Origin of the sequence: Rhodoblastus sp. 17X3 (assembly GCF_030056575.1) — a bacterium.
Classification (GTDB): Bacteria; Pseudomonadota; Alphaproteobacteria; order Rhizobiales; family Beijerinckiaceae; genus Rhodoblastus.
Genome location: NZ_JASHHX010000002.1, coordinates 279,305 through 305,709 on the forward strand (window position 1 = coordinate 279,305; position 26,405 = coordinate 305,709).

Consider the following 26,405-nt stretch of genomic DNA (forward strand, 5'->3'; position numbering starts at 1 on the left):
TAGCTATAAGCTTGCGCGAAGAAAGACGGCGGAAGATCGCCTCCCTTGTCTTCCGCTCCCGGCTGCTGCGCCGGAACCTGATTTCATCGCTGTTCGAGGCGCCGAATGCCGTCTTATCTTGACCTGGGTCTTCTCGCCGTCGTTCTCGTTTCTGCTCTGCTCGCCACGGTGCGGGGCTTCACCCGCGAGGTCATGGCGATCTTTTCCTGGGGCGCGGCGGCGGCTGCGGCGGTCTATTTCTACCCGCTCCTGATCCCCAAGCTCGCGGACCCCGCCTCGCCGGTCTTCATCAGCAAGGAGGCCCTGCGCCCCTACGCCGCCGGCGCCGCCATCTTCTTCGTCGCGCTGATCATCGTCTCCTTCATCACCATCCGCATTTCGGACGCGATTCTCGATTCCAAGATCGGCGCGCTGGACCGGTCGCTGGGCTTCCTGTTCGGCGCAGTGCGCGGGTTGCTGCTCTGCGCCATCGCCTTCATCTTTTTCAATTGGCTCGCCCCGGAAGCCGCCAGTCCCACGGCTGGCGGCGTTGGCTCCAGCGCGGCCCTGCGCAATCAATGGCTGGCCAATTCGCGCAGCCTGCCGCTGCTGAAGGCCACAAGCGACCAATTGCTCGCGCTTCTCCCGGACGACCCCGACGGCCTGCTGGCGAAATTCAAGAAGCCGAAGCTGCCCGCCACAGGCGAGGAGGCGCCGCCGCCGGAAACGGATTCCGAGCCGAAAACCGCGCCCGCGACGCCCTCGCCTCCGGTCCCGCCCACGCGTCCCGGCAAGCCGGCGGCTGCGCCCGCGGCGCCTGACGACAAGAAAACCATCGATAATCTTCTCAAGAACACGCGCTGATCAAGATTACCGTCCAGCGGCGCTGGAAATTTCGGCAAAGACTTTCCATTTGTCGCACAGAGGTTTATTGAGCACTCTTTCGCTAATGGGGCGATAGATACGCCTCGCGCGCGGATATTTTTCGCGCGCAACTGGAGCCAGGACAATGGATCAATCCGGTGCGGGGCGAGGCTTGACCGCCAATTACGACATGGCCGCGGACTTTGACATGGACGCCGACCGCTTGCGCGAGGAGTGCGGCGTTTTCGGCATTTTCGGCCATCCCGACGCGGCCGCCATCACCGCGCTCGGCCTGCACGCCTTGCAGCATCGCGGTCAGGAGGCGGCGGGCATCGTGTCCTATGACGGGCGGCGCTTCAATTCCGAGCGCCGCATGGGCATGGTCGGCGACACTTTCTCGAAGGCCTCGACGATCGAGCGCCTGCCCGGCGATCGCGCCATCGGCCATGTGCGTTATTCGACGACCGGCGAAACCATCCTCCGCAATGTCCAGCCCCTGTTCGCCGAACTCGACTCGGGCGGCTTCGCGGTCGCCCACAACGGAAATCTCACGAACGCGCTGACGCACCGCCGCGAGTTGATCCGCGCGGGCGCGATCTATCAATCGACCTCCGACACCGAAGTCGTGCTGCATCTTGTCGCCCGCAGCCGCAAACATTCGGTCGTCGACCGCTTCATCGAAGCGCTGCGCCAACTCGAAGGCGCTTACGCCTTCGTCGCCATGAGCAACAAGAAGCTGATCGGCGCGCGCGATCCGCTAGGCATTCGTCCGCTTGTCCTCGGCCAGCTCGATGGCCATTACATTCTGGCTTCGGAAACCTGCGCGCTCGACATCATTGGCGCCCATTTCATCCGCGACGTCGAAAATGGGGAAATCGTCGTGATTTCGGATGAAGGGCTGGAAAGCATCCGGCCCTTTCCGCGCCAGCCCGCCCGCCCCTGCATCTTCGAATATATCTATTTCGCCCGTCCCGATTCCATCGTCCACGGCCGCTCGGTCTATGACGTGCGAAAGGAAATGGGCGCGCAGCTCGCGCGGGAAAATCCGCTCGACGCCGATGTCGTCGTGCCCGTGCCCGATTCCGGCGTTCCGGCGGCGATCGGCTATGCACGCGCCTCTGGAACGCCGTTCGAGCTGGGCATCATCCGCAACCATTATGTTGGCCGCACCTTCATCCAGCCGACGCAAACGGTGCGCGAACTGGGCGTGCGCATGAAGCATTCCGCCAATCGCGCGGTGGTCGCGGGCAAGAGGATCGTGCTGCTCGACGATTCCATCGTGCGTGGGACGACGTCGGTGAAAATCGTGCAGATGATGCGCGAAGCCGGCGCCAAGGAAGTGCATTTCCGCATTTCCTCGCCGCCGATCACCCATCCCGATTATTACGGCATCGACACGCCGCAACGCGACAAGCTGCTCGCCGCGACCCACACTCTGGAAGAGATGCGCGCCTGGATCGGCGCCGATTCCCTCGCCTTCCTTTCGGTGGACGGCATTTATCGCGCCATGGGCTGCGACGGCCGCGACCCGAATCGCCCGCAATTCACCGACCATTGCTTCACCGGCGACTATCCGACCACGCTGACCGACATGAATGGCAAGGATATTCGCGCGCAATTGTCGCTGCTCGCCGAAACCGGCTGACCCCCACCACCAACAGGCCTCTCTGATGTCCGATCTTTCCTCGCCCGGCGGCAAGCTCGCCGGCCGTATCGCCCTCGTCACCGGCGCCTCGCGCGGCGTCGGGCGCGCCGTTGCGCTCGAACTCGCCCGCCGCGGCGCCCATGTCATCGCCATGGCGCGGACACAGGGCGCGCTGGAGGCTCTGGACGACGAGATCCGGGCGCTCGGCGGCGAGGCCACCCTCGTTCCTTGCGACGTCACCGATTTCGCGGCGCTCGACCGACTCGGCGCCGCGATTCACGAGCGTTGGGGCAAGCTTGACATCTTCGTCGGCAATGCCGGCGTGCTCGGCCCGCTGACGCCGATCTCCCATTGCGATCCGGACAAGTGGGACAAGCTTTTCGCGGTCAATGTCACCGCAAATTACCGGCTGCTGCGCTCGCTCGATCCGCTGCTGCGCGCCTCCGACGCGGGCCGCGTCGTTCTCATTTCCTCCGGCGCGGCTCAAAGGGCGGATTATCGCGCGTTCTGGGGACCCTATGCGGCCTCGAAAGCCGCGCTCGACGCGATCCTGCGCTCCTATGCCGCCGATGTCGTCAATGTCTCGAACGTCAAGGCAATGAGCGTCAATCCCGGTCCGCTGCGCACCAAGATGCGGGCCTCGGCCATGCCGGGCGAAGACCCGTCGACCTTGCGCACGCCTGAGGAATTCGCGCCGAAACTGGTTGATCTGTGCGACCCGGACTGGACCGAAACCGGCCGGATCTACGATTTCCCGGCCGACAAGGTGCTGTCCTTCCAGGGACCGGCTTGAGCAAGGCCCGGCTCAAGCCGGGCGCCTCGCCTCAGCGCTTGCGCTTTTTCCCCGCATAGGGATTGTCGCCCTGCTTCAGGGTGAGGCGGATCGGCGTGCCCGGCAAGGCGAAGGTCTGGCGCAGTCCATTGACGAGATAGCGCTGATAGGAGTCCGGCAGCTCGTCGAGCTGGTTGCCGAAAACGACGAAATGCGGCGGCCGCGCCTTGGGCTGGGTCATGTAGCGGATCTTGATGCGGCGTCCGGCCACGGCCGGCGGCGGATTCTGGTCGATCGCGCCTTCGAGCCAGCGGTTGAGCCGACCTGTCGAAATGCGCCGGTTCCAGATTTCATGGGCCTTGATCGCGGCTTCGATCAGCGCGTCGACGCCCTGCCCCGTCGCGCCGGAAACCGGAACAACCGCCGCGCCGCGCACTTGCGGCAGCAAGCGCTCGGCCTCCTCGCGGAGTTCAACCAGTTTCGCGCCCTTGTCCTCGATCAGGTCCCATTTGTTGACGCCGATGACGAGCGCACGGCCCTCGCGCGCGGCAAGGTCGGTAATGGTCAGGTCCTGTTTTTCGAACGGAATGGTCGCATCGAGCAGGATGACGACGACTTCGGCGAAGCGCACGGCGCGCAGGGCGTCGGCGGCGGCGAGCTTTTCGAGCTTGTCGTCGATCCGGGCGCGCCGGCGCAGGCCGGCGGTGTCGAAAACCTTGAGGGCGCGTTCCTGCTCGCCCTTGCGCCAGACATATTCGACGCCAATGGAATCGCGCGTGACGCCCGCCTCCGGCCCGACCAGGAGGCGGTCCTCGCCGAGCAGTCGGTTGATGAGCGTGGATTTGCCCGCATTGGGCCGGCCGACGATGGCGATGCGTAGCGGCTTGGTCGGGTCGAGTTCGCTGCCGTCCTCGTCCTCGGCGAGAACCAGCCTCTCGCGCACGTCCTCGTCGTCTTCCGACAGCGCCGTGGCTTCCGGCAAGGCGGTGAGCAGCGACGCATAAAGCTCCGCCAGGCCGTCGCCATGTTCGGCGGACAGCGCGACCGGATCGCCGAGGCCGAGCGTGAAGGCGTCATAGGCGCCCGCCTCGCCCGCCCGCCCTTCGGCCTTGTTGGCGATGACGATCAGCGGCTTGCCGGCGCGGCGCGCCAGCGACGCGAAATGCCGGTCTTCGGGCGTGACGCCGACGCGCGCGTCCATCACGAAGAAGATTGCGTCCGCATCCTCGATCGCCGCCTCGGTTTGGGCGCGCATGCGGCCGGTGAGCGTTTCGACGCCGCCCTCTTCCAGGCCGGCCGTGTCGATGATGGTGAAATTCAGGTCGCCGAGCTTCGCCTCGCCCGCGCGGCGGTCGCGCGTGACGCCCGGCTGGTCGTCGACAAGCGCGAGCTTCTTTCCGACCAGCCGGTTGAACAAAGTGGACTTGCCGACATTGGGGCGGCCGATGATGGCGACGGTAAAGGTCATTATTTCTTTGGGTTCTGGTCGGCCGGCTTGTCGGAAGCGGGCTCGGGGGGGGCCGCCTTGGCGGGCGCCGGCGGGGCGGAAGCCGCCGGCGTGAATTTGCCTCCGCCGCGCACCAGCGACAGATAGGCGTTGACTTGCTGGCGCAGGTCCTCGGGCGCCTTGGAATCGACTACGATCTGGTCGAACCACTTGCCGGCGTCTTCGAAATCGCCGCGCTTCAGGGCGGCGAGGCCGAGAAATTCCCGCGCGGTGTGGCGGAAGGAGCCGTCCAGCAGCGGCGTGAGACGCTGCTCCAGTTCGGCCTTGCTGGCTTCGTCCACCCGCAGCAGGGCGGCGCGCAGACGGGCGACATCGCGCAGCAGACTGTCGAGCGCGCTATCGGCGGCGAGCGCGTCCAGTTCCTTCACGGCCGTCGCGCGGTCCGACAAGGCGCGTTCCTCGGCCGCGCGCAGTCGCGCCAGCGTCTGATAGCCCAGCGGCGCGGTCCTGGCGAGTTCCTCGAAGGCGGCGGTCGCGGCTTCCGGCTTGCTGTCCCTGGACAGCGCCTGCGCCGCCGCATAGGCCGCCCCGGCCGCCTCGGCGCGCGACTGACGCTGATGGCTCAGGAAGACAAAAATGGCGGTGCCGACCACGATCGCGGCGGCCAGGCCATAGACGACGATGGAATATCGCGACCACAGCCGTTTCAGCACGTCAGAGCGGACGTCTTCATCGACTTCGCGGAAAATATCGGCCATTTCGTTTTTCCCTTGCGCCTTTCGCCTTGCGGTTAGCACGGCGCGGCGTCAAAGGCGAGGATCAGCCGCGTTTTTCTCGCGCGTCACGCTCAATCGGAGCGGGCGCGTCGCCGCCATAGCCAAGGACCTTCCGGGATCCGATCGGCGTTGGCACGGGTGTAATTCTAATTCCTCGCGCCGCCAGACGCGAGCCAGGCCGCATAAACGCCAACATCCTTCGGCCAATCGGCGATGATTGCGTCAAACTTGGCGTGATCGCCAGCAAACAGCGCGCGCGACGCCTCCTCGAACCCGGCGAAATCCCCGGCCATCGCCGACATGAACCCATAGGCTGCATCCCGGGCCTCCCTCTGGCGGTCGGATGCTCCTGCCTCCCTTCGAGCCTGATCGACAAGTTTGCGAAGGACTACGGACGCGCCGCCGGGTTGGCCGTTTAGCCAATCCCAGTGACGCGGCAGCAGCGTGATTTCTCGCGACACGACACCCAACTTGGGCCGGCCGCGTCCACGTGTTTCCGCGGCAGGGGCAAGTGGCGACGCCGCGCGCGGCGCGAGATCGATCTGACGACCTGTCGCGTCGTCGAAGATCAAGAGGCGCAGCGTGGGGTCGCTCCCCGCAACTCTGCTGGCTGCGTCGGCTATATCGTCGCGCGGCCCGCTGGCGACGCGACGAAAGCCCGCGAAGAGCGTACAGGAATCGATATCAAACGTGTTCATCGGAGCGGCGCCTTTCTTTGCAGCGCAAATTATACCCGGATAAAATGATATTGCAATTCTACCCGGGTGTTTTTTCATCCTTGACCTTCGGGCCGTGTGAAGCGAAATGTGCCGGGTTGAACACGGCGGAAAGAGCCGCCGTTGCGGTGCGCAGCTGCGCGAGCCCGCTTCTTTCCCATTGATCGGTGTAGATGACTTTACCTTCCAGACCCGTGCACATCGTCGGCGGCGGCCTCGCGGGCTCTGAAGCCGCCTGGCAGATCGCGCGCGCCGGCGTTCCCGTCATACTGCATGAAATGCGGCCCGAGCGCGCGACGGACGCGCACAAGACGGGCTTCTGCGCGGAGCTGGTCTGCTCCAATTCCTTCCGCTCCGACGACGCCGGGACCAATGCCGTCGGCGTGCTCCACCGCGAGATGCGGGCGATGGAATCGCTCATCATGCGCTGCGCCGATTCCCATCAGGTGCCGGCGGGCGGCGCGTTGGCGGTGGACCGCGACGGCTTCGCCGCAGCGGTAACGGCGGCATTGGAGGCCGAACCGCTGATCGAGATCCGCCGCGAAGAGATCGCTGGCCTGCCGCCTTCGGAATGGGACAATGTCATCATCGCCTCCGGCCCGCTGACCTCGCCGGCGCTGGCGCAGGCCATCGGCGCGCTGACAGGCGAGGCGGAACTGGCCTTTTACGACGCCATCGCGCCGATCGTACATTTCGACTCGATCGACATGGACAAGGCCTGGCTGCAATCACGCTATGACAAGGCCGGACCGGGCGGCACGGGCGCGGATTACGTCAATTGCCCACTCGACCGCGAGCAATATGAGGCCTTTGTCACGTCCTTGATCGAAGGTCCCAAGACGGAATTCAAGGATTTCGAGAAGACACCCTATTTCGACGGCTGCCTGCCGATCGAGGTCATGGCCGAGCGCGGGCGCGAAACCCTGCGCCACGGTCCGATGAAGCCAGTGGGCCTGACCAACCCGCACAACCCGACCGTCAAGGCTTACGCGATTGTTCAGCTTAGGCAGGATAACGCTCTGGGAACGCTGTATAATATGGTCGGATTCCAGACCAAGCTGCTCTATGGCGCGCAGGTCGAGACCTTCCGGAAGATACCCGGCCTGGAGCGCGCGGAATTCGCGCGGCTTGGCGGCCTCCACCGCAACACCTTCCTCAATTCTCCCAAGGTTCTGGATAAAGCCTTGCGGCTCAAGGCCCAGCCGCGCCTGCGCTTTGCGGGCCAGATCACCGGCTGCGAAGGCTATGTCGAGAGCGCGGCGGTCGGCCTGATCGCCGGGCGCATGGCGGCTTTGGAGCGCCTCGGGCGCGAACTGCCGGCGCCGCCGCTGACCACAGCCATCGGCGCCCTGCTCAACCACATCACCGGGGGCCATATCGAGACCATCGACGCCGGGCCGCGCAGCTTCCAGCCGATGAATGTCAATTTCGGCCTGTTCCCACCGCTCGACTTCACGCCCAAGGCGGAGGGCGGGAAGAGATTGCGCGGGCCGGAAAAGGCCGTCGCCAAGAAGCGCGCCCTTTCGGCGCGGGCGGAAGAGGATCTGCGCGGATGGCTGTCAGCCGCGCAATGAGCCTGTCTCCGCCGCTTACAGCGAGACGTAGACGAATTTCGGCCCTTTGAGAGCCGGATAATTCTCGCGCAGGGCCTTGGCGATCTTGCCCACCAGGGTCTTGTCGCTGGCCGCCGAGGGGCCGACGAAATCCGTTCCGGTCATCCACGTCTCGAAAAAGCAGTGCAGGCCTTCGTCATAGTCCGGACCGGTCGGATTGGCGCTCTTGTCGGAAAGCGACGCAATCCCGGCGGGATTGACCTCCAGCCGCCAGTCGCGATCGTCTCTTTGGGACGCCAGAAGTTTGGCAAGATCGGCGTCGGTCCAGTTTCCCTTGAGGTCGAGCGTCATGGTTTGATCCCTGTTCCGTGGCTTCCAGCCGCCGCCGCGCGACGCCTGTAGCGAAAGCGACACGTGCCGGACGAAGCAGAGAATGGGCCAAGGTCGAGCGACGCCCGCGAGGCCGCCGCTCAAAGCCCAAGGGCTGCGGATCTCGGGAAATCGGGCGCGGCATGAACCTTGATTGGCCTGGACGCCATTGTCGCGAGACCGCCATGCCAGAAATCATCGAAGGTCCGAAACTCGCCGCGCTTTCCTGCGGCAAGCCGGTATATCTTGTCGTCATGCTTCATGGCGAGGGCGAGAAGGGCCAGGATATGGCCGATCTGGCGCTCGGCTGGGCGCCCGGCATGATCAAGGCCGATTTCATCGCCCTTGAGGCGCCCTTCCGCGACGCTCACGGACGCGCGGTCTGGCGCGATCCGGCGCGGCCCGGCGATTCCATCGCCGAAGCCGCCATGGCGCTCGACGCCTATCTCGACGAACAATTGGCGCGGACCCGCCTGCCCGCCTCGCATGTCGCTCTGGTCGGCTTTGGCGAAGGCGCCGAACTGGCGCTTGATGTCGGCCTGCGCCGGCCGGAGCCTTTTGCGGCTTTGGTTGGCTTTTCCGGCGCCTATTACGCCTCCGGCCTGCCGGTACGGGAGTTTTCCGCCGCGCCGACCCTTCTCGTCCACGGCGAGGCCGATGGCGAAGCGCCCTTTTCCGGCATGCTCGCGCTCAAGGAGGCGCTGAAGGCGCGCGGGGCGCCCGTCTGGAGCTTCAAGCGCCCCGGACTCGGCCATGAGATCGACGGCGAGGGCGCGGACGCGGCCGGCGCTTTTCTCGCCCGCCATGTCAAACATCAGAATCCGCAACGTCAGGCAGTCGACCACGGCTGACAAGTCGCAACTGGAGCCAATCCATGCCGATGAACGAAGAAGATATCCAGCCCGGCAAGTGCTATTCGGCCGGCGCCGAGAATTACAAAGTCCTGTCGATCACCCGGCAGATCGTCACCTATCAGGCCTGGCCAAAAGGCGGCAAGTTCAGCCCCCTGCGCATCAATTGCGGCCTGAAGGCCTTCGCCGCCGCCGTCCGCAAGGAAATTGCCTGTCCCGCCGGCATATAGCGCGACGTCTTGCCGAAACTCCGTCGTTCGGGCGTCATGCGCCCGCGCTAGTCTCCCGGAAAATGGAGACGCACATGGCGGAAGATCTCGACCATCTCGACGAATTGCAGGGCGCCTACAAGGCCGCTGTCGAGGAATGGATCGCGGCGATCAAGCATGAAGAAGATCTCGCCACGGTCGATCACGATGTCGCGAAGATCGACCTGTGGGAACAGGCGCATTTCGACGAAGACGCGATCCGTTCGAAGGTGAAGGCCGCGAAAAAGCGCTATGAAGACGCGCTGCGCGAGAACATCTACGGATTTTAGAGCCTGTTGCGCCACAGCGCCCATTGGCGGCGCCAGAGCGGAACATCGACGAGCGTCAAATAAGGGTCGTAATCCCGGCGCTCCATTTCGCGCAGGTAAAGTTCGGGCAGTGTGAGAAGGCGGAAAGCCTCGCGTCCGGATCTTGGCAGGGAGAGAAGGCTATGTTTCGCTTTGCCGATATTGTCGCGCGCCAGAGCCCGCAGCTCCGCCAGAGCCGCAGTGATGGCGGGATTTTTTTCGCGGGCGAAAAAGTCGCCCGCCGTCAGCCCGTGCCGGGCCAGAAGGTCGCCCGGAAGGTAGCATTGCCGCTGCGCGACGTGCCAGGGCAGCGCCCGCAGCAGGCCGACGAGCGCAAAAGCGCGGCCGGCGTGACGCGCGGCCAGCGCCTCGGCCTCCCCGGCTCCACCCCCACCCCCCGAGCCCCCTATGATATGGGACGCAAGCGCAAACAGAGCCGAACAGGTCTCGTCGCAATAATGATCGAGAAAGGCCATGTCCGGCGCAGGGTCTTCGTAAAGGTCGAAGCGCCGCGCATCTAACGCGTCCAGCAGAACCTGACGCGGCAGGCCGCGGCTTTCCACGGTGGCGAGCAGCGCGTCCGCGACGGGATGGGCGCGCAGGTCGCCGCGCGGTTCGGCGCCTTCCAGAGAGTCGAGGGCGTCGATCCACCATTGCAGGCGCATTTCGCCCAGCATCGGCTGCGTGACCAGGCTCCGGATGCGCGCAATCTCGGCGTTGAAGGCATAGAGCGCGAAGAGATGCGGCCGCGCCGCCTCCGGCGCGAACAGGCAGGCGAGCCAGCGGTCGCGGTCGCTCTCGCGCAGGGCTGCGCCGCAGAGCGCATAATGCTCGGCCAGCCGGTCGGCCGTCACAGGCTCAACCGCATGAAGTCATAGGCCGGCTCGACATTTTCCGGCAAATTCCGGCGCAGCGTCTCGTAATCCAGATCGGTGTGGAGATTGGTCAGCACCGCCCGTTTGGGCTTGAAATGCGCGATCAACTCCAGCGTCTCGCCGACCGAAAGATGGCTCGGATGAAGGCGGTGGCGGAGGGCGTCGACGATCCAGAGATCAAGATTTTCCAGATATTGCGCGCTCTCCGGCGGGATATATTTCACATCCGGCGTATAGGCGCAGGCGCCGAAGCGAAACCCGAGCGCGTCTATGTCGCCATGATTGAGACGGAACGGCATGGTTTCGATCTCGCCCGCGGGACCGCCATGGAAGAACGGTCGGCCATAATGGATGAAATGCGGGATCAGCAGGGGCGGATAATTGCTGCCCGGCGGCGTCTCGAACAGGTAGTCGAAGCGCAGTCCGACAGATTTCCAGGTCGGCTGGTCGAGATAGGTGGCGATCTTGCGGTGCATCTCCATGGTCAGCGGGCGAAGATCGTCGAGCCCGTGGATGTGATCGGCATGGGCATGGGTGAGCAGCAACGCGTCAATGCTCTGAACGTTCGCCAGCAGCAATTGCTCGCGCAAGTCGGGGCCGGCGTCCACCAGCAGCCGGGTCGGCTCGCGCTCGCCGCGCTTCTCCACCAGAATGGCGCAGCGGCGGCGGCGGTTCTTGGGGTTGCGCGGGTCGCACGCGCCCCAGCCCTGCGCCACCCGGGGCACCCCCGCCGACGAGGCGCAGCCCAATATGGTGATGTCGAGGCTCATGCGGCGAGCGGCGGCATTTTATCGAACAGCCGCAGGGCGTTGGCCGTCGTCACCGCCGCCAGTTGTTCGGGCGTGATTTTCTTGACCTCGGCCAGCACCTTGGCCGTCGCGGCGACATAGGCCGGCTCATTGGTCTTGCCGCGATAAGGCGTCGGCGCAAGGAAGGGCGCGTCGGTCTCAACGAGAATACGGTCCAGAGGCACGATCTCCGCGACGTCGCGCAGCTCCTGGGAATTCTTGAAGGTCACGATGCCGGAAAAGGAGATGTAGAGGCCGAGTTTCAGCGCCGCTTCCGCCAGCGCGCGGCTGGAAGAAAAGCAATGCAGGAGCGCCTTGAACGGACCCTTGGCGGTTTCTTCCGTCAGGATCGCCGCCATGTCCTCGTCGGCGTCGCGGGTATGGATCACCAGCGGCAGGCCCGTTTTCCGCGCCGCGTCGATATGGGCGCGGAACACCCGATGGGCGAGATCGCGCGGCGCGCGGTCGTAGAAATAATCGAGCCCGGCCTCGCCGATGGCGACGCATTTGTCATGCTCCGCCAGAGCCGCGATCTCGACGGCGGAAAATTCGCGCTCGTCGAGCGCGTGATTGGGATGGGTGCCGACCGAGCAATAAATGTTTTCATCGCTCTCGGCGATTTCGCGAATGGCGCCGAATTTCTCGATCTCGGTGCAGATGGTGATCATCCGCCCCACTCCGGCGGCTCGCGCGCGGGCAAGCACGGCGTCGCGCTCTTTCGTCAGTTCCGGGAAATCGAGATGGCAATGCGTGTCGATCAGCATCAGGAAACCGCTCCTCTAGCGGGCGCCTCTTCCGCCTCGACATAGCGCGGGAAGATCGGCGACGGCGCGGGAAGGTCCGCGCCCGCAAACAGCCGGTGCTCCGGCCTGGCGTAGACATAGTCGCGTTCGTCCGCGCGAACAGAGAGCAGGTCGAGCAATTTTCCTGCCGCCTCCGGAACGAAGGGCTGGCAGAGGATGCCGACGACGCGCAGCGTCTCGATGGTCACAAAGAGCACCGAATCGCGCCGCGTCGGATTGGTCTTGGTCAGCTTCCATGGCTCCTGCCCGGCGAAATAGCGATTGGCCTCGCCGACCACGGCCCAGATCTCGGCCAAGGCCTGATGCGGGGCATAGACGATCATGGCGGCGCGCGCCTTTGCCACGGCCTCATAGGCCTTGGCCAGCATTTCAGCATCGGCGGGCTCGACCTCGCCCTGTTCCGGGACCTTCGCGCCGCAATTCTTGGCGATCATCGAAAGCGAACGCTGCGCCAGATTGCCGAGATCATTGGCGAGATCGGCATTGATGCGCTGGACGATGGCCTCATGCGAATAATTGCCATCCTGGCCGAAGGGCACTTCGCGCAGGAAGAAATAGCGCAAGGCGTCGACGCCATAATGGTCCGCCAGCGCGATCGGGTCGATGACATTGCCGACCGACTTCGACATTTTCTCGCCGCGATTGAACAGGAAGCCGTGGACGACGATCTGCTTTGGCAAGGGAAGGTCCGCCGATAGCAGGAAGGCCGGCCAGAAAATCGCGTGGAAACGGGTGATGTCCTTGCCGATGACATGGGCGTCGCAGGGCCAGAATTTTTTTCGTGGGCTGTCGTCGAACCAGCCGGTCGCCGTAAGATAGTTTGTCAGGGCGTCGACCCAGACATACATCACATGGCGCTCGTCGCCGGGCACGGGAATGCCCCAGTCGAAGGTGGTGCGGCTGATGGACAGGTCCTTCAGGCCCCGCTTCACAAAGGCGACGATCTCGTTGCGGTATTTTTCGGGCGTGACGAAATCCGGATTAGCCTCGTAATGGGCCAGCAGCTTTTCGGCATAATTGGAGAGGCGGAAGAAATAGCTCTCCTCCTCGACCCATTCGACCGGCGTGCCGGTGGGCGCGAATTTACGCCCTTCCGCATTCGCGGTCAGTTCGCCTTCGTCGTAATAGGCCTCGTCGCGGACCGAATACCATCCGGAATATTTCGACAGGTAAATGTCGCCCTTGGCCGCCATGCGGCGCCAGATTTCCTGCACCGTCGCCTTGTGGCGCGGCTGCGTCGTGCGCACCACATCGTCGGCGGCGGCGTTGAGCTTCTCGCCCATTTCCATAAATTGCGCGGCGGTGCGGTCAGCGAGCGCGAGCGGGGTCAGGCCGTCCCGCGTTGCCGTCTGCTGCATCTTCAGGCCGTGCTCGTCCATGCCCGTCACGAACAGCACGTCGCGCCCGTCGAGCCGGTTGAAGCGGGCGAAGGCGTCGGTCGCGATGCGCTCATAGGCGTGGCCGATATGCGGCGCGCCATTGGCGTAGGGAATCGCGGTCGTGATGTAAAAACTGGCGCGTTCGGACATGTGCTGGAATTTCTCCGTCATAAGGCCGTGAAACTAGAGAATGGCGCGCGGGAGGAAAAGGGTTTTCGCACCGCAGGGGCGTTGAAAGCGCACCCGCCTCAGCCGCGCAGCAGCAGGCAGGCGTCGCCATAGGAATAGAAGCGATAGCGCTCCTTGATGGCGTGGGCGTAGGCCGCTCGCATCCGCTCAAGCCCCGCGAAGGCGCTGACCAACATGAAAAGGGTCGAGCGCGGCAGATGGAAATTGGTCATGAGCGCGTCCACGGCGCGGAATTCATAGCCGGGCGTGATGAAGATCGCAGTGTCGCCAGCAAAGGGCATGATTTCGCCAGAGGGCGCGGCGGCGCTTTCCAGAATGCGCAGCGAAGTGGTGCCAACCGCGATGACGCGCCCGCCCGCCGCCCGCGCCGCATTGAGCCGCGCGGCGACATCGGCGTCGATCGATCCCCATTCCGAGTGCATGACATGATCGGCGGTGTCTTCGGCCTTGACCGGCAGAAAGGTGCCCGCGCCGACCAGCAGCGTCACTTTTTCTACTGCGGCGCCGGCTGCGCGCGCGGCGGCGACCAGTTCGGGCGTGAAATGCAGCCCCGCCGTGGGCGCGGCGACGGCGCCCGACTTCTCGGCGAACAGGGTCTGGTAATCGCGCGCGTCCTTCTCGTCCTCGGCGCGCCGCGCGGCGATATAAGGCGGCAGCGGCATGTGGCCGACCGCCAGAATGGCGTCGTCGAGCGCCGGGCCGGACAGGTTGAAGGCGAGCAGCGCCTCGCCCTCGTTGCGCTCCACGACCTCGGCCCAGAGCGCGCCAGCCTGGCAGGCGGCGCCCTCCCCCGGCTCGCCGAAAATAACCTTTTCGCCGGGCTTCAGCTTCTTGGCGGGACGCACGAAGGCGCGCCAGCGGTAGCCATCCTCGCGCTTGTGCAAGGTGACGTCGATGCGCGCAACTGCGTCGCCGCGCCTGCGCCAGCCGAATAGTTGCGCCGGAATGACCTTGGCGTCATTGACCACGAGCACATCGCCCGGCCGCAGGAATTGAGGCAGGTCGCGCACGAAAGCGTCCTGGAACCGGGCGTCCTGAAAACTCTGCGGCGCCACGACCAGAAGCCGCGCGGATTCCTTCGGCTCGGCAGGCCGCAAGGCGATCCGCTCCGGAGGAAGATCGAAATCGAACAGGTCTACACGCACGCGTCTTCGCCTTATGTTGAGGCTGCGGTCATAAAGCGCGCGTCCAAAAAGCTCAAAAGAAAAACCCCGCCGGAGCGGGGTTTCTCATCTGCCGTATGGGCCGATCAACGCGAGGCGAAGACCGGGGCCGACGGGCCAAGCGCCACCCACACATTCGGGTCCTGCTGGCTCTGGCGCTTCACCAGACGATAGGCGACGCGATTGACCGGCTTCACTTCGTCGTGGAGGTTGTCCAGAATATATTCGCCGCCATTGGTCTTCACGGTCAGGACGGCGTGGCCTTCGTTGTTTTCGTCACGCACCACGGTCATCAGCAGGGCCTGGCGCGGGAAGCCGCGTTCGATCAGGATCTTGCGCTTCATCAGGGCGTAATCTTCGCAATCGCCCTTGCCGTCCATCGGATAATCCCAGCGATCCACGACGCCCCAATGGTCCATGTCAGAGACCGCTTCGACGGAATGATTGACCTTGGCGTTGACCTGTTCGATCTCGCGCATGGACTTCTCGGTCATGTTGACGTCAGCCGCCGGCAGTTCCGGGGCGGCGCATTCACCCTTGTAACGCTGGCAGAAATCCACCCAGCCGAAGGGAATGCTGGTTTCGCCGCCGACCGAGGCGTAAGCGACATCCTTGCTGCCGAAGGCTTTGACAACGCTCGACTGCGACGCGAGAACCGCGAAGGCGAGAGCGAAACCGGCAAGAGACGTAAGGCGCATGTCATTCCCCTTTGATAGGGCAATAATGACCAACTCCTTTTGTTATGCGGCTAAGTAAAATCGCCGCATTTTAGACAAATGCGTTCATTTTTTGCTTTGATCGGCTTAAGTATAATATTCACTTCCCGATTTGATTCAAATTGCGCGCATTCGCCTGTAACGCTTGAGATTCAAGGCATACAGCGCGGCGGAAGCGCGTCGGAGGCTTTCCTGCTTTGCTTAACGAATTGCACGCGTTAACGTACTGCGGCTCGCGAAGGTTAATTCAGGGCTTGAAACCGCGCGAAAAGGCCACATTTTCTGTCTGATGCAGGAAGGCGCCCATGGGCCCGAAATTCGATAAGACGCAGATGACCCCCGCTGACCACGCTGCGCTGATCGAAGCGGTGCGGCGACTGGAGCGTATTGGCCCCGCGCTGCGCCTCGCCAATCTCGTCGGGCAAAAGGTCAATTTCTTCAAGAATCTGGCGCCGGAAAAGGCCGCCAAGATCATCGACAACGCAACCATGGTGGCGATGAAGCTGGCCCTGCGCGCCGCGCTCGCCAGCCTGCACGGCCGCCCCCTTCGCGACCGCGACCGCAGGCACAAGATCCTCGCCGCTGCTTCCGGCGCCGCAGGCGGCGCGCTGGGTCTGGCCAGCCTGCCCTTCGAACTGCCGGTCACGACCATTGTCATGCTGCGCTCGATCGTCGATATCGCGCGCGGCGAAGGCGAGGATCTCCGCGATCCGGAAGCCGCGATGGCCTGTCTCGAAGTCTTCGCGCTCGACGGCCGCGTTCCCGGCGACAATGTTTCGGAATCGGGCTATTTCGCCATCCGAAGCCTGCTGGCGCGCTCCGTTTCGGAAGCGGCGCGCTATATCGCCAGCCGGGGCGTCATCGACGAGACGGCTCCCGCGGTGCTCAGGCTGCTATCGCAGATCGCATCGCGATTTGGCGTAGTCCTCAGCCAGAAATTCGTCGCCCAGGCGACGCCCGCGCTGGGCGCCTTCGGCGGCGCGGCGATCAACGTCGCCTTCATCGACCATTTCCAATCCCTGGCGAAAGGGCATTTCACCGTGCGCCGGCTGGAGCGCAAATATGGTCAGGAGCATGTCCGCTCGGAATATCAACGCATCGCCGGGGCGCGCGAGCCGGACGAGATCCAGCCGCCCGCAGCCTGAGTCAGTGGGAGCGCAGGGCGTCGAAAGTGGCCGCCATGTCCTGCGCGGCGGCTTTATTCTCATGCAGATCGGCGAAGACCGGCTCGCCGCGCAGCCAGCGCGCTTCACAACCCTCGTCATGCAGCGCGCGGTCAAGCCCGGAGAGGAACTCGCACGCGCCCCAATCCAGCCCGGCGTCGCGCAGCGAGGCCTGCAGGGCGCTTTGCACCAGCGAGCGCACAGCGCGATGGGCGGCTGAGAGCGGCGCTTCCGCATCCTCCTCTCCCGCCGCCGCGGCGAGACAGGCCTCCTTGTCGAACGAGACATGGCCCCGGCAGGCCAGCGTGCGCACCGAATAGATCGCGCAGGCGCCGCCAATGATGAAGGGGCACAGCAGGCAAGAGGAAAAGCGCTCCTGCTGGCTCTTGCCAGCGGTCGTTTCATGGGCTCCGGCCAGTTTGCTTGCCATGTCGACGCCATGGCGCGCGAAAGCCGGCGCGGTCAGCCGCAGGAAGCGTGCGGCCAAGAAAATCTCTGGCGCCGTTGCCGAGACATGCAGGCAGCAGCAGGTGTCGCAGCCGCGCGAACAGGCCGGGTCCGGCTGCCCTTCGCTTTGAATTTCGGCGTTGCGGTCGAAACTCTCGAAAGCTTGCGCGGTCAAGGCGTCGACGAGTCGCGGATCGCCGCGCCCGACGGCGAGAATCCGGTCGAAACTCTCGCGCATCGCAAGGAAAAACGCTTGCGCGCCGCTCTCGTCTTCTCCCGTCACGCCGTCGGCTCCTGGTGCGGGATTTTGGGCGGGAACAGGCCCGCCTGGAAACAGACGCTCATATGCTCGACCCGCGCAATGGCGGCCTGCGCCGCCGCCGGCTTGAGATTGGCCTCGGCGTTTTTCCTGAACAGGCCCACCCAGCGGTCGAAGAATTCTGGCTTCAGGTTCATCGCCAGATGCGGCGTGAACGGGCTGCCCTGATAGCGCGTCGTGCCGAGCAGCGCGCGCGACCAGAAATTCTGCACGATCTCGAAATGATGCTCCCAATCCGAGACATTGCGCGCGAACACCGGCCCGATCAGCGGGTCCGCCATCGCTTCGGAATAGAAGGCGCGCACCATGGCCTTCAACTCGTCTTCGGTCGCGTCGATCTGCTCCCCGGCGTGCTCGCCCTCGCCGGCCGGCAGATTCTTGCCGCGATCCGGGATGAGCGCGGCGATTTCCGGCGCGGCGCGGCCCATCCGGAAGTCCTCGTTGAGGGGCGGATCATATTTGCCGACAAGATCGCGCAGCACATGAAGGCGCTGGCGCGCATTGTCGCGGGCGCTCCAGAAGCAGCCGTCGGCCAGGCCAGCGGCGAGGACCGGCTCGTCCGCGCGCAGGCGCGTCAGTGTGGCGTCCATGTCCTCCGCTTCGGCGAACAGCACGGGATAGAGAAATTCGCCGATGCGCCGCGTGAGCGCGAACAGGCCGGCGCGCGGCGGCGGATCGCCCGCGACGAAGGCGAAGCCCGCGAAGGCGACTTCTGGGGCGTCGGCGCGCGGCAGACTCGGACCGGCGCGATGCGCGGCGGGCATGGGCGAATGATCCAGTCGATGGGCGGCGTCCTGGCGCTGATGGGGCTGCATGCCGGTCCCTCCTCGAAATTGCCGCGTGGCTAATTTTTCGGCAGCGAGCATAAAGCGGGCCAGCGTTTTCGGGGGCTATTTTCATCATGGACACGGGAATATGGGCGCAGTCCAGACAATATGTGATTCACTTACGACATGTCCTGTCGCAAGCCGGCGAAACGCGTCGTATCCGCGCCAAAAGCGCGCGAGACGGAAGAGATTTGCCTCCTCGACGCGATGCGCGGTGGGGAGAAAACGCTGATTTTTCAGGAGAATGGAGGCCTCGGAGGGAATCGAACCCCCGTACAAGGATTTGCAGTCCTCTGCGTAGCCACTCCGCCACGAGGCCTCACGCGGGGACGTTCGTCCAGACCGCAACGACGCCTATAGCAGCAGGACGGCGCCTGCGGCAAGGGTCTGGCAAACTTTCCTTCCCTTGTCGTGAAAAGTTCGTTTTCGGGCTTTTCAATCGGATTCTTCGCTGCTATACGCCGCTCATCGCAAACGTGATCCCTGATAGCTCAGCCGGTAGAGCAAGCGACTGTTAATCGCTGGGTCGCAGGTTCGAGTCCTGCTCAGGGAGCCACCTCTTTTCCTCGAAAGATTTGGCGGCTAAGGCTTGGTCCGGCATCGGAACAAGCCGTGATTCATGAGTCGGCGAAAGCCGTTTCGCGAGGCCCATAAAAGCCCGACCGTCCGGGGAAAAAATGACGTTTAGCAATTATTTCGGCGCGCCGCCGCCGGAACTCGCAGACATCGCCGCGGATGCGCGCCAGTTTTCGCCGACCAGTCCCGGCGCTGCGGATCTGTCCGCCCTTCCGCCCGGCGCGCTGGACAATCTCGTCATGCTCGCGCCGCCCGGCGCCACCGAGCGCCGCCGCGCCCTCGCGCTCGCCCTGAGGGCTCTCGCGACCGGCGCACCCTTTCGCGTGATGGCGCCCAAGGACAAGGGCGGCGGGCGTCTCGCCAAGGAGCTGGCCGAACTCGGCTGCCCCAGCGAGGAGAGCGCCAAGCGCCACCATCGCATTTGCGGCGCGGCCGCGCAGGGCGACCCGGCCGCTCTTGAAGCCGCGATTCACGCCGGTTCGCCGCGATTCTCCGAATCGCTCGGCCTGTGGACCCAGCCCGGCGTCTTTTCCTGGGACCGAATCGATCCCGGCTCAGCGCTCCTGATTCGCCATTTGCCGGAATTTTCGGGACGCGGCGCCGATTTCGGCTGCGGAATCGGCGTCATCGCGCACAAGATCCTGTCCTCGCCCCGAGTCAAATCGCTGCTGATGGTGGATATCGACCGCCGCGCCATCGAACTTTGCGCGCGCAATGTCGATGACTCGCGCGTGGCGATTCTCTGGGCGGATGTGCGCGCGCTTTCGGTCGGGCCGTTCGATTTCATCGTTATGAACCCGCCCTTCCATGAGGCGGGCAAGGAGAGCAAGGCGCTCGGCCGCAGCTTCATCGACGCCGCCGCCGCCAATCTGCGCCCCGGAGGCCAATGCTGGCTGGTGGCGAATCGCCACCTCCCCTATGAGGCGGCGCTGGAGCAGAAATTCCGATCGGTCGCGCCGATCGCCGCCGAGGGAGGCTACAAGATCATCGAGGCGATCAAGTGAGCGCCGCAAAGTCGGTCCGGCTCGATCGCCTGCTCGCCAATCTCGGTTACGGTTCGCGACGCGAAATCCAAATTCTGGCGCGAACGGGACGCATCAAGCTCGATGGCGCGCCCCTGCGCGATGTCGAGCAACGCGTCGCCGCCGACGACGCTTTCGCCGCGCGCCTGACCGTGGATGGCGAGGAACTGGATCCCCTGCCCGGCGTCGCGGTGATGCTGAACAAACCGCTCGGCGTCACTTGCTCCCATAAAGAAGCCGGACCTTTGGTCTATCGCCTGCTGCCTGATCGCTGGCGCCGGCGCGATCCGGCCCTGTCCACCGTGGGGCGGCTCGACAAGGACACCTCTGGCCTGCTGCTGCTGACCGACGACGGCGCGCTGCTGCATAAAATCATTTCACCGCGCCAACAGATCGCCAAGTCCTATCGCGCGAAGCTCGATCGCCCTTTGCGCGGCGACGAGGCGGAGGTTTTCGCTTCCGGCGCGCTGATGCTGGAAGGCGAGGACAAGCCGCTGCTGCCGGCCCGAATGGAGGCGCTCGGCGAGTCCGAGGCGCTGCTGACCATTGTCGAGGGCCGTTACCATCAAGTCCGCCGCATGTTCGCCGCCGTCGGCAATCATGTCGTCGCGCTGCATCGCGTCTCGGTCGGCGGGCTGACCTTGCCGGATGATCTGGAGCCGGGCGAATTTACGGTCCTCGACGCAAGCGAGATCGCGCGAATTTTCGCGGAAACCTGAAGCGCAGGCCATAAGGTTACGTAACCAAATTTGGTCACGTAACCAATGATGGTTACGTGACTGTTTTTCCGCCGCGCGGCGGTGATCCTTCCCTGTCCTTTCACGTAAAAGGACCGATCCGAAACCTCCTCGCAAACGCCCTGCAAAGGCGCCCCTCATGCCCCAACCCTGCGCCCTCGTCTGGTTCCGCAACGATCTTCGCGTCTCGGACAATCCGGCGCTGGCGGCCGCGGCGGCGAGCGGCCTTCCCGTGCTCTGCGTCTTCATTCTAGATGAGGTTGGCGATGGTCTGCGGCCTGCTGGCGGCGCCAGCCGCTGGCGCCTCGATCAGGCGTTATCGGCTTTGGAAAGCGAACTGGCGCGGCGGGGCGGCGCCCTCCATTTGCTGCGCGGGCCGGCCGAAGAACTGCTTCCGCGCGTGGTGGAAGCCGCGAACGCGAGCTGGATTTTCTGGAGCCGCCGCTACGGCGGGGCCGAAATCGCGCAGGACGCGCGCCTCAAGCAGGCTTTCCGCGAACAGGGGCGCGAAGTCTGCAGTTTCAACGGCGCCTTGCTCGCCGAGCCTTGGCATATCGCCCCCAAGACGGGCGGCGCGTTCAAGGTTTTCACGCCCTTCTGGCGCGCCCTGCGCGCACAGCTCGAACCCCGCCCGCCCCTACCCGCGCCGGAGCGGCTTTGCGCCGCCGCCTGGCCTGCCGATGCCCCGCAAACGCTTGCGCGCGAAAAGCTTCTCCTTGCGCCCGGCAGGCCGAACTGGGCCGAAAGCTTTCCCGATCCGGACGCGGGCGAGGCCGGGGCGCAAAAACGGTTACGTGACTTTCTGAGCGACAGGCTCGATGGTTACGGAACCAATCGCGACCGCCTCGATCTCGGTGCGACTTCGCGGCTTTCGGCCCATCTTCATTTCGGGGAAATTTCGCCGCGCCAGATCTGGGCGGCCGTTCCAGCGCCAGCACGCGGCGCGGACAAATTCCTGTCCGAACTCGGCTGGCGGGAGTTTTCCTGCCACCTGCTTTACGCCTTCCCGGATCTGTCCTGGCGCAGCTTCAATTCGCGATTCGACGCCTTCGCCTATGCACACGACGCAACCTCGGAGAAGGACTTTGCGGCGTGGCGGCGCGGCCGGACAGGCTATCCGGTCGTGGATGCGGCCATGCGCGAATTATGGACCACGGGCAATATGCACAATCGCGCCCGCATGGTCGCCGCCTCTTTCCTCACCAAGCATCTGCTGATCGACTGGCGCGAGGGCGAGAAATGGTTCTGGGACACGCTGGCCGACGCGGACGAGGCCAGCAACGCCGCAAGCTGGCAATGGGTCGCGGGCTGCGGAGCCGACGCCGCGCCTTTTTTCCGTATTTTCAATCCCGTGTTGCAGGGCGAGAAATTCGACCCTGACGGCGCCTATGTCCGGCGCTTCTGCCCTGAACTGGCGCGCCTGCCCGCGCCGCACATCCACAAGCCCTGGGCCGCGCCGCCGGCGCTGCTCGCCGAAGCGGGCGTGAAACTCGGCTATACCTATCCGTCGCCGGTCGTGGATCACGATTTCGCCCGACGCCGGGCGCTCGCCGCCTTCGCAGCGCAACCGGCTTGATCGGCGCCGCGCTTGCAGGCCGGCGCCAGCGCCATTAGCATGGCGACAAAAGTCGATAGGGTTTGTCATGAAGGTCACGGAAACAGTTCTCGACGCCATTGGCGGCACGCCCCTCATCAAGTTGCGCGCCGCCTCCGCAGCCACCGGCTGCGCCATTTACGGCAAGGCCGAGTTCATGAATCCCGGCGGCTCGGTGAAGGATCGCGCGGGTCTGGCGATCATCCGAGACGCCATCGAAACGGGCGCGCTCAAGCCGGGCGGCACGATTGTCGAAGGCACGGCGGGCAATACCGGCATCGGACTGGCGCTGGTCGCCAATGCGCTCGGCTTCCGCACCGTGATCGTGATTCCCGAAACCCAGTCAGAGGAAAAGAAAAGCCTGCTGCGTCTGCAGGGCGCGGAGCTGATTGAGGTGCCCGCCGTCCCCTATTCGAACCCCGACAATTACGTGAAATATTCGGGCCGTCTGGCTGAGGAACTGGCGAGGACAAGTCCGGCGGGCGCGATCTGGGCCAATCAATTCGACAATGTCGCCAACCGGCGCGGCCATCAGGAAACCACCGGCCCCGAGATCTATGACCAGCTCGGCGGCAAACTGGACGGCTTCATCTGCGCGGTCGGGACCGGCGGCACGCTCGCGGGCGTTGGAATGGCGCTCAAGGCGCGCAATCCGGACATCAAGATCGGCCTGGCCGATCCCTTCGGCGCGGCGCTCTATTCCTATTACACCACCGGCGAGCTGAAATCCTCCGGCTCCTCCATCACCGAGGGCATCGGACAGGGCCGCATCACCGCCAATCTGGTCGACGCGCCGATTGATGTCGCCTATCAGATCCCGGACGAGGAGGCTCTTCCCGTCCTGTATGATCTTGCCGAGAATGAAGGGTTGCTTCTCGGCGGATCGTCGGGAATCAATGTTGCGGGCGCGATCCGCCTCGCGCGGGAGCTTGGCCCTGGCAAGACGATTGTGACGGTTCTTTGCGATTCCGGCGCGCGTTACGCGTCCAAATTGTTCAATCCCGCCTTCCTGCGCGAGAAAAACCTGCCCGTTCCGCCCTGGCTCGACAAAAAAGCGGCTGTGTAAAAACTTCACTCGCCAGAAAGAACGGGTTTCGCGTTGGGCGCCCGGCCTATAATTTGCCGCCAGCCAAGGAGCGGAACATGACCGGCGACACCGACAACACGTCACCTTATCTTGTATCGACAGACTGGCTCGCTCAGCATCTGGGCGCGCCGGGCGTGGCCATTGTAGACGCCTCCTGGCATCTGCCGACGGTCAATCGAAACGGCGCCGAGGAATTCGCGAACGCTCATATCCCCGGCGCGGTCTTTTTCGACATTGACGCCATTGCCGATCACTCGACCGACCTGCCGCACATGTTGCCCGACCCGGTGGCCTTCGCGAGCGCCGTTCGCAAGCTCGGCATCGGCGATGGCATGAAGGTCGTCGTCTATGACAGCCTCGGCCTGTTTTCGGCGCCGCGCGTATGGTGGACCTTCCGCGCCTTCGGCAAGCGCGACGTCGCCGTTCTCGACGGCGGCCTGCCCAAATGGATCGCGGAAGGCCGCCCCGTCGCCGAGGGCGAAGCCATTCCGCAGCCCCGCCATTTCACCGCCCGCCTCGACCATGCCCTGGTCGCCTCGCTGGACGACATGCGCGCGGCGAGCGCCCGGGCCTCCGCGCCCGGCGGCCCGCAGATCATCGATGCGCGCTCCGCGCCGCGTTTTCGCGGCGACGAACTGGAGCCCCGCCCCGGCCTCCGCTCCGGCCATATTCCCGGCGCGCGCAATCTGCCCTGGGGCAATCTCGTCTCGGACGGCCGCCTGAAGCCTCAGGCGGAGCTGGAAGCAGCCTTCGCCGCCGCTGGCTACGACCCCGCGCGCCCGGTGGTGACCACCTGCGGTTCCGGCGTGACTGCTTCGATCCTCGCGCTGGGCCTCGCCGTGATCGGGCGTGACGCCGTTCCGGTCTATGACGGCTCCTGGTCCGAGTGGGGCATGCGGCCTGAACTGCCGATCGCGACGGGAACGAACTGAGTCGCAACGCGAGGCGCGCCGCCTCAAAAAGGGGCGCCCTCGCGCCGCATTCACGAAGAATTGCGCGCCCGAAGAAAGAAAACGCTCGCTGACGGAGCGGGAACCCCGTCGGAGGGGTGGATTTTCCAGTTGGGCTGGCGCGAAATGCGGCGCAACGTCGCGCCCCGTGCCCGGTTGGGGCCAAAATTCCGTCCCTGCGCGAAATCCTGGCAGGAATTGCGGATTTTGCCCTCGCGGCGAGCAAAATGACGCCAATTCCGCCGTGCTTGTGCTGGCTTGTCGTTCGGCGCGGTGCTAGAACGCTGGAGTTGCGCGCGGCGAGCCGAAAGAGGCGGGTCCGCGCAAGACAGGGAGTGATACCCAGGAATGAAAAAAGTCGAAGCGATCATCAAGCCCTTCAAACTCGACGAGGTGAAGGAAGCCCTTCAGGAAGCCGGTCTTCACGGCATCACCGTCACGGAAGCCAAGGGCTTCGGACGGCAAAAGGGGCATACCGAGCTCTATCGCGGCGCGGAATATGTCGTTGACTTCCTGCCGAAGGTTAAGATCGAGCTGGTCCTCACTGACGAATCCGTCGAGCGCGCTGTGGAAGCCATCCGCCGGTCCGCTCAGACCGGACGTATCGGCGACGGCAAGATATTCATCTCGAATATTGAAGGCGCGATCCGCATTCGCACCGGTGAGACCGGTCCGGACGCCGTCTGACGCCTCCTCCTTAAAATCCCCTATCCCCTTTTCAACGTCACCTCCAACGACAAGAGGCGTGAAATGACGACTGCCAAGGACGTTCTCAAGAGAATCAAGGACGAAGACATCAAGTATGTCGACCTCCGCTTCACCGATCCGCGCGGCAAGTGGCAGCATGTGACCTTCGACGTCGCCCTCGTCGACGAGGAAATGTTCTCGGAAGGCACGATGTTCGACGGTTCCTCCATCGCCGGCTGGAAGGCGATCAACGAATCCGACATGCTGCTGATGCTCGATCCGTCGACCGCGACGCTCGACCCCTTCTTCGCCGCCGCGACCCTGTCGATCGTGTGCGACGTGCTCGAGCCGATGACCGGCGAGCCCTATAACCGCGATCCGCGCGGCATCGCCAAAAAGGCCGAGGCCTATCTCAAGACCACCGGCGTCGGCGACACCGCCTTCTTCGGTCCGGAAGCCGAGTTCTTCGTCTTCGACGACGTCCGCTTCAAGGCCGATCCCTACAACACCGGCTTCGTGCTCGACTCCGTCGAGCTGCCGACCAACCAGGACACCGCCTATGAGGGCGGCAACCTCGGCCATCGCGTCCGCACCAAGGGCGGCTATTTCCCGGTTCCGCCGGTCGATTCCGAGCAGGACATGCGCGGCGAAATGCTCGCGGCCATGGCGGCCATGGGCGTCAAGGTCGAAAAGCACCATCACGAAGTGGCCTCGGCCCAGCACGAACTCGGCATGAAGTTCGGCACGCTGACCACGATGGCCGACCATCTCCAGATCTATAAATACGCCATTCACCAGGTCGCCCATTCCTATGGAAAGACCGCCACCTTCATGCCCAAGCCCGTCTTCGGCGACAATGGCTCGGGCATGCATGTCCACCAGTCGATCTGGAAGGGCGGCAAGCCGGTGATGGCTGGCGACAAATATGCCGACCTGTCGCAGGAATGCCTGTGGTACATCGGCGGCATCATCAAGCACGCCAAGGCCCTGAACGCCTTCACCAACCCGACGACCAATTCCTACAAGCGCCTGGTCCCGGGCTATGAAGCCCCCGTTCTGCTCGCCTATTCGGCGCGCAACCGCTCGGCGTCCTGCCGCATTCCGTGGAGCAACAATCCGAAGGCCAAGCGCGTCGAGGTTCGCTTCCCCGATCCGACCGCCAATCCCTATCTGGCTTTCGCGGCCATGCTGATGGCCGGCCTCGACGGCATCGTGAACAAGATCGATCCGGGCGCCGCGATGGACAAGGATCTCTATGATCTGCCCCCGCGCGAACTGAAGAAGATCCCGACGGTGTGCGGCTCGCTGCGCGAGGCGCTCGTGAGCCTGGACAAGGACCGCGCCTTCCTGAAGGCTGGCGACGTGTTCAACGACGACTTCATCGACGCCTATATCGAGCTGAAGATGCAGGACGTGATGCGCACGGACATGACCCCGCATCCGGTCGAATTCGACATGTATTATTCCTACTGAGCCGCAAGCTCAGGGAAGCGCGAAGGGCGGCCGAAAGGCCGCCCTTTTCGTTTGGCGTGTGGAATGGAATGGCTGGGCGGCG

General features: G+C 64.4%; 27 protein-coding genes and 2 tRNA genes. 16 read left to right on the plus strand and 13 right to left on the minus strand.

The features are described 5' to 3' along the window. Window positions 1–105: 105 nt before the first annotated feature. From QM467_RS03960 to QM467_RS03970, 3 genes are all read left to right on the plus strand, one after another. A complete protein-coding gene (locus tag QM467_RS03960) occupies window positions 106–843 on the plus strand; it encodes a CvpA family protein (protein ID WP_283364997.1) in 738 nt (245 codons plus the stop codon). A gap of 145 nt (window positions 844–988) precedes the next feature. After that, on the plus strand, window positions 989–2,488 hold the full coding sequence (purF, locus tag QM467_RS03965; protein WP_283364998.1) for an amidophosphoribosyltransferase: 1,500 nt from the start codon (window positions 989–991) through the stop codon (window positions 2,486–2,488). Window positions 2,489–2,513: 25 nt separating this feature from the next. Continuing rightward, a complete protein-coding gene (locus QM467_RS03970; RefSeq protein WP_283364999.1) occupies window positions 2,514–3,281 on the plus strand; it encodes an SDR family NAD(P)-dependent oxidoreductase in 768 nt (255 codons plus the stop codon). A gap of 31 nt (window positions 3,282–3,312) precedes the next feature. Here the strand turns inward: QM467_RS03970 and der are convergent, their stop codons facing one another. The 3 genes from der to QM467_RS03985 form a co-directional block, all read right to left on the minus strand. After that, window positions 3,313–4,728 (minus strand): ribosome biogenesis GTPase Der, encoded by a 1,416-nt coding sequence (gene der, locus QM467_RS03975; RefSeq protein WP_283365000.1) that lies wholly within the window; start codon window positions 4,726–4,728, stop codon window positions 3,313–3,315. Further along, complete coding sequence (locus tag QM467_RS03980) at window positions 4,728–5,465, minus strand: tetratricopeptide repeat protein (RefSeq protein ID WP_283365001.1); 738 nt, start codon at window positions 5,463–5,465, stop codon at window positions 4,728–4,730. Before QM467_RS03980 ends, der begins: the two co-directional genes overlap by 1 nt. 164 nt (window positions 5,466–5,629) lie before the next feature. Next, window positions 5,630–6,181 (minus strand): DUF2239 family protein, encoded by a 552-nt coding sequence (locus tag QM467_RS03985; protein WP_283365002.1) that lies wholly within the window; start codon window positions 6,179–6,181, stop codon window positions 5,630–5,632. A 191-nt stretch (window positions 6,182–6,372) separates the two neighbouring features. Between QM467_RS03985 and trmFO the strand changes: the two genes are divergently transcribed. Continuing rightward, window positions 6,373–7,773, plus strand: a complete 1,401-nt coding sequence (gene trmFO, locus QM467_RS03990) for a methylenetetrahydrofolate--tRNA-(uracil(54)-C(5))-methyltransferase (FADH(2)-oxidizing) TrmFO (protein WP_283365003.1) — start codon at window positions 6,373–6,375, stop codon at window positions 7,771–7,773. A gap of 15 nt (window positions 7,774–7,788) precedes the next feature. Here trmFO and QM467_RS03995 read toward each other — a convergent pair whose 3' ends face one another. Next, window positions 7,789–8,103 carry a hypothetical protein gene (locus tag QM467_RS03995; protein WP_283365004.1) on the minus strand — a complete coding sequence of 105 codons (315 nt, stop codon included), beginning with the start codon at window positions 8,101–8,103 and terminating at the stop codon, window positions 7,789–7,791. 203 nt (window positions 8,104–8,306) lie between these two features. On the opposite strand from QM467_RS03995, the gene QM467_RS04000 reads away from it, so the two are divergent. From QM467_RS04000 to QM467_RS04010, 3 genes are all read left to right on the plus strand, one after another. Next, window positions 8,307–8,972: an alpha/beta hydrolase gene (locus QM467_RS04000; protein ID WP_283365005.1), complete on the plus strand. Its 666-nt coding sequence runs from the start codon at window positions 8,307–8,309 to the stop codon at window positions 8,970–8,972. A gap of 23 nt (window positions 8,973–8,995) precedes the next feature. After that, a complete protein-coding gene (locus tag QM467_RS04005; RefSeq protein ID WP_283365006.1) occupies window positions 8,996–9,202 on the plus strand; it encodes a hypothetical protein in 207 nt (68 codons plus the stop codon). Between the two features lie 74 nt (window positions 9,203–9,276). Then, a complete protein-coding gene (locus QM467_RS04010; RefSeq protein ID WP_283365007.1) occupies window positions 9,277–9,510 on the plus strand; it encodes a hypothetical protein in 234 nt (77 codons plus the stop codon). On the opposite strand, the gene QM467_RS04015 is transcribed toward QM467_RS04010, so the two are convergent. The 6 genes from QM467_RS04015 to QM467_RS04040 all read right to left on the minus strand — a co-directional run bounded on the left by QM467_RS04015 (window position 9,507) and on the right by QM467_RS04040 (window position 15,423). Continuing rightward, window positions 9,507–10,382: a phytoene/squalene synthase family protein gene (locus tag QM467_RS04015; RefSeq protein ID WP_283365008.1), complete on the minus strand. Its 876-nt coding sequence runs from the start codon at window positions 10,380–10,382 to the stop codon at window positions 9,507–9,509. The genes QM467_RS04010 and QM467_RS04015 overlap by 4 nt on opposite strands. Continuing rightward, on the minus strand, window positions 10,379–11,173 hold the full coding sequence (locus QM467_RS04020; protein WP_283365009.1) for an MBL fold metallo-hydrolase: 795 nt from the start codon (window positions 11,171–11,173) through the stop codon (window positions 10,379–10,381). Before QM467_RS04020 ends, QM467_RS04015 begins: the two co-directional genes overlap by 4 nt. Next, window positions 11,170–11,955 (minus strand): TatD family hydrolase, encoded by a 786-nt coding sequence (locus QM467_RS04025; RefSeq protein ID WP_283365010.1) that lies wholly within the window; start codon window positions 11,953–11,955, stop codon window positions 11,170–11,172. The genes QM467_RS04020 and QM467_RS04025 overlap by 4 nt, the downstream gene beginning before the upstream one ends. Next, on the minus strand, window positions 11,955–13,523 hold the full coding sequence (gene metG, locus QM467_RS04030; RefSeq protein WP_283365011.1) for a methionine--tRNA ligase: 1,569 nt from the start codon (window positions 13,521–13,523) through the stop codon (window positions 11,955–11,957). The genes QM467_RS04025 and metG overlap by 1 nt, the downstream gene beginning before the upstream one ends. Window positions 13,524–13,621: 98 nt before the next feature. Beyond that, window positions 13,622–14,707: a tRNA preQ1(34) S-adenosylmethionine ribosyltransferase-isomerase QueA gene (gene queA, locus QM467_RS04035; RefSeq protein WP_283365012.1), complete on the minus strand. Its 1,086-nt coding sequence runs from the start codon at window positions 14,705–14,707 to the stop codon at window positions 13,622–13,624. Window positions 14,708–14,811: 104 nt separating this feature from the next. Next, complete coding sequence (locus tag QM467_RS04040) at window positions 14,812–15,423, minus strand: transglutaminase-like cysteine peptidase (protein ID WP_283365013.1); 612 nt, start codon at window positions 15,421–15,423, stop codon at window positions 14,812–14,814. A 323-nt stretch (window positions 15,424–15,746) separates the two neighbouring features. Here QM467_RS04040 and QM467_RS04045 point away from each other — a divergent pair, with 323 nt between their 5' ends. Next, entirely contained in the window at window positions 15,747–16,586 is an 840-nt protein-coding gene (locus tag QM467_RS04045; protein ID WP_283365014.1) for an EcsC family protein, read from the plus strand. Between the two features lies 1 nt (window position 16,587). Here QM467_RS04045 and QM467_RS04050 read toward each other — a convergent pair whose 3' ends face one another. The 3 genes from QM467_RS04050 to QM467_RS04060 all read right to left on the minus strand — a co-directional run bounded on the left by QM467_RS04050 (window position 16,588) and on the right by QM467_RS04060 (window position 18,516). After that, window positions 16,588–17,334 (minus strand): hypothetical protein, encoded by a 747-nt coding sequence (locus tag QM467_RS04050; protein ID WP_283365015.1) that lies wholly within the window; start codon window positions 17,332–17,334, stop codon window positions 16,588–16,590. Continuing rightward, window positions 17,331–18,185: a group III truncated hemoglobin gene (locus QM467_RS04055; protein ID WP_283365016.1), complete on the minus strand. Its 855-nt coding sequence runs from the start codon at window positions 18,183–18,185 to the stop codon at window positions 17,331–17,333. Before QM467_RS04055 ends, QM467_RS04050 begins: the two co-directional genes overlap by 4 nt. Before the next feature lie 257 nt (window positions 18,186–18,442). Continuing rightward, window positions 18,443–18,516, minus strand: a tRNA-Cys gene (locus QM467_RS04060). Window positions 18,517–18,677: 161 nt separating this feature from the next. On the opposite strand from QM467_RS04060, the gene QM467_RS04065 reads away from it, so the two are divergent. The 8 genes from QM467_RS04065 (at window position 18,678) to glnA (ending at window position 26,323) form a co-directional block, all read left to right on the plus strand. Then, window positions 18,678–18,753, plus strand: a tRNA-Asn gene (locus QM467_RS04065). Between the two features lie 121 nt (window positions 18,754–18,874). After that, window positions 18,875–19,777 (plus strand): class I SAM-dependent methyltransferase, encoded by a 903-nt coding sequence (locus tag QM467_RS04070; protein WP_283365017.1) that lies wholly within the window; start codon window positions 18,875–18,877, stop codon window positions 19,775–19,777. Then, the gene (locus QM467_RS04075) at window positions 19,774–20,514 is read left to right on the plus strand and encodes a pseudouridine synthase (RefSeq protein ID WP_283365018.1); all 741 of its coding nucleotides are present in this window, start codon (window positions 19,774–19,776) and stop codon (window positions 20,512–20,514) included. The genes QM467_RS04070 and QM467_RS04075 overlap by 4 nt, the downstream gene beginning before the upstream one ends. A 157-nt stretch (window positions 20,515–20,671) precedes the next feature. After that, complete coding sequence (locus QM467_RS04080; RefSeq protein ID WP_283365019.1) at window positions 20,672–22,108, plus strand: cryptochrome/photolyase family protein; 1,437 nt, start codon at window positions 20,672–20,674, stop codon at window positions 22,106–22,108. 67 nt (window positions 22,109–22,175) lie between these two features. Then, entirely contained in the window at window positions 22,176–23,192 is a 1,017-nt protein-coding gene (locus tag QM467_RS04085; RefSeq protein ID WP_283365020.1) for a cysteine synthase A, read from the plus strand. A 77-nt stretch (window positions 23,193–23,269) separates the two neighbouring features. Beyond that, the gene (gene sseA, locus QM467_RS04090; protein ID WP_283365021.1) at window positions 23,270–24,145 is read left to right on the plus strand and encodes a 3-mercaptopyruvate sulfurtransferase; all 876 of its coding nucleotides are present in this window, start codon (window positions 23,270–23,272) and stop codon (window positions 24,143–24,145) included. A 366-nt stretch (window positions 24,146–24,511) separates the two neighbouring features. Next, entirely contained in the window at window positions 24,512–24,850 is a 339-nt protein-coding gene (locus QM467_RS04095; RefSeq protein ID WP_283365022.1) for a P-II family nitrogen regulator, read from the plus strand. Window positions 24,851–24,913: 63 nt separating this feature from the next. Beyond that, complete coding sequence (gene glnA / locus QM467_RS04100; protein WP_283365023.1) at window positions 24,914–26,323, plus strand: type I glutamate--ammonia ligase; 1,410 nt, start codon at window positions 24,914–24,916, stop codon at window positions 26,321–26,323. Window positions 26,324–26,405: the final 82 nt, after the last annotated feature.

Excerpts from the sequence above, each read along its gene's own strand:
- QM467_RS03960 (WP_283364997.1), top strand. The coding sequence starts at position 106 with ATGCCGTCTTATCTTGACCTGGGTCTTCTCGCCGTCGTTCTCGTTTCT.
- purF (WP_283364998.1), top strand. The coding sequence starts at position 989 with ATGGATCAATCCGGTGCGGGGCGAGGCTTGACCGCCAATTACGACATG.
- QM467_RS03970 (WP_283364999.1), top strand. The coding sequence starts at position 2,514 with ATGTCCGATCTTTCCTCGCCCGGCGGCAAGCTCGCCGGCCGTATCGCC.
- der (WP_283365000.1), bottom strand. The coding sequence starts at position 4,728 with ATGACCTTTACCGTCGCCATCATCGGCCGCCCCAATGTCGGCAAGTCC.
- QM467_RS03980 (WP_283365001.1), bottom strand. The coding sequence starts at position 5,465 with ATGGCCGATATTTTCCGCGAAGTCGATGAAGACGTCCGCTCTGACGTG.
- QM467_RS03985 (WP_283365002.1), bottom strand. The coding sequence starts at position 6,181 with ATGAACACGTTTGATATCGATTCCTGTACGCTCTTCGCGGGCTTTCGT.
- trmFO (WP_283365003.1), top strand. The coding sequence starts at position 6,373 with ATGACTTTACCTTCCAGACCCGTGCACATCGTCGGCGGCGGCCTCGCG.
- QM467_RS03995 (WP_283365004.1), bottom strand. The coding sequence starts at position 8,103 with ATGACGCTCGACCTCAAGGGAAACTGGACCGACGCCGATCTTGCCAAA.
- QM467_RS04000 (WP_283365005.1), top strand. The coding sequence starts at position 8,307 with ATGCCAGAAATCATCGAAGGTCCGAAACTCGCCGCGCTTTCCTGCGGC.
- QM467_RS04005 (WP_283365006.1), top strand. The coding sequence starts at position 8,996 with ATGCCGATGAACGAAGAAGATATCCAGCCCGGCAAGTGCTATTCGGCC.
- QM467_RS04010 (WP_283365007.1), top strand. The coding sequence starts at position 9,277 with ATGGCGGAAGATCTCGACCATCTCGACGAATTGCAGGGCGCCTACAAG.
- QM467_RS04020 (WP_283365009.1), bottom strand. The coding sequence starts at position 11,173 with ATGAGCCTCGACATCACCATATTGGGCTGCGCCTCGTCGGCGGGGGTG.
- QM467_RS04025 (WP_283365010.1), bottom strand. The coding sequence starts at position 11,955 with ATGCTGATCGACACGCATTGCCATCTCGATTTCCCGGAACTGACGAAA.
- metG (WP_283365011.1), bottom strand. The coding sequence starts at position 13,523 with ATGTCCGAACGCGCCAGTTTTTACATCACGACCGCGATTCCCTACGCC.
- QM467_RS04040 (WP_283365013.1), bottom strand. The coding sequence starts at position 15,423 with ATGCGCCTTACGTCTCTTGCCGGTTTCGCTCTCGCCTTCGCGGTTCTC.
- QM467_RS04045 (WP_283365014.1), top strand. The coding sequence starts at position 15,747 with ATGGGCCCGAAATTCGATAAGACGCAGATGACCCCCGCTGACCACGCT.
- QM467_RS04055 (WP_283365016.1), bottom strand. The coding sequence starts at position 18,185 with ATGCAGCCCCATCAGCGCCAGGACGCCGCCCATCGACTGGATCATTCG.
- QM467_RS04070 (WP_283365017.1), top strand. The coding sequence starts at position 18,875 with ATGACGTTTAGCAATTATTTCGGCGCGCCGCCGCCGGAACTCGCAGAC.
- QM467_RS04080 (WP_283365019.1), top strand. The coding sequence starts at position 20,672 with ATGCCCCAACCCTGCGCCCTCGTCTGGTTCCGCAACGATCTTCGCGTC.
- QM467_RS04085 (WP_283365020.1), top strand. The coding sequence starts at position 22,176 with ATGAAGGTCACGGAAACAGTTCTCGACGCCATTGGCGGCACGCCCCTC.
- sseA (WP_283365021.1), top strand. The coding sequence starts at position 23,270 with ATGACCGGCGACACCGACAACACGTCACCTTATCTTGTATCGACAGAC.
- QM467_RS04095 (WP_283365022.1), top strand. The coding sequence starts at position 24,512 with ATGAAAAAAGTCGAAGCGATCATCAAGCCCTTCAAACTCGACGAGGTG.
- glnA (WP_283365023.1), top strand. The coding sequence starts at position 24,914 with ATGACGACTGCCAAGGACGTTCTCAAGAGAATCAAGGACGAAGACATC.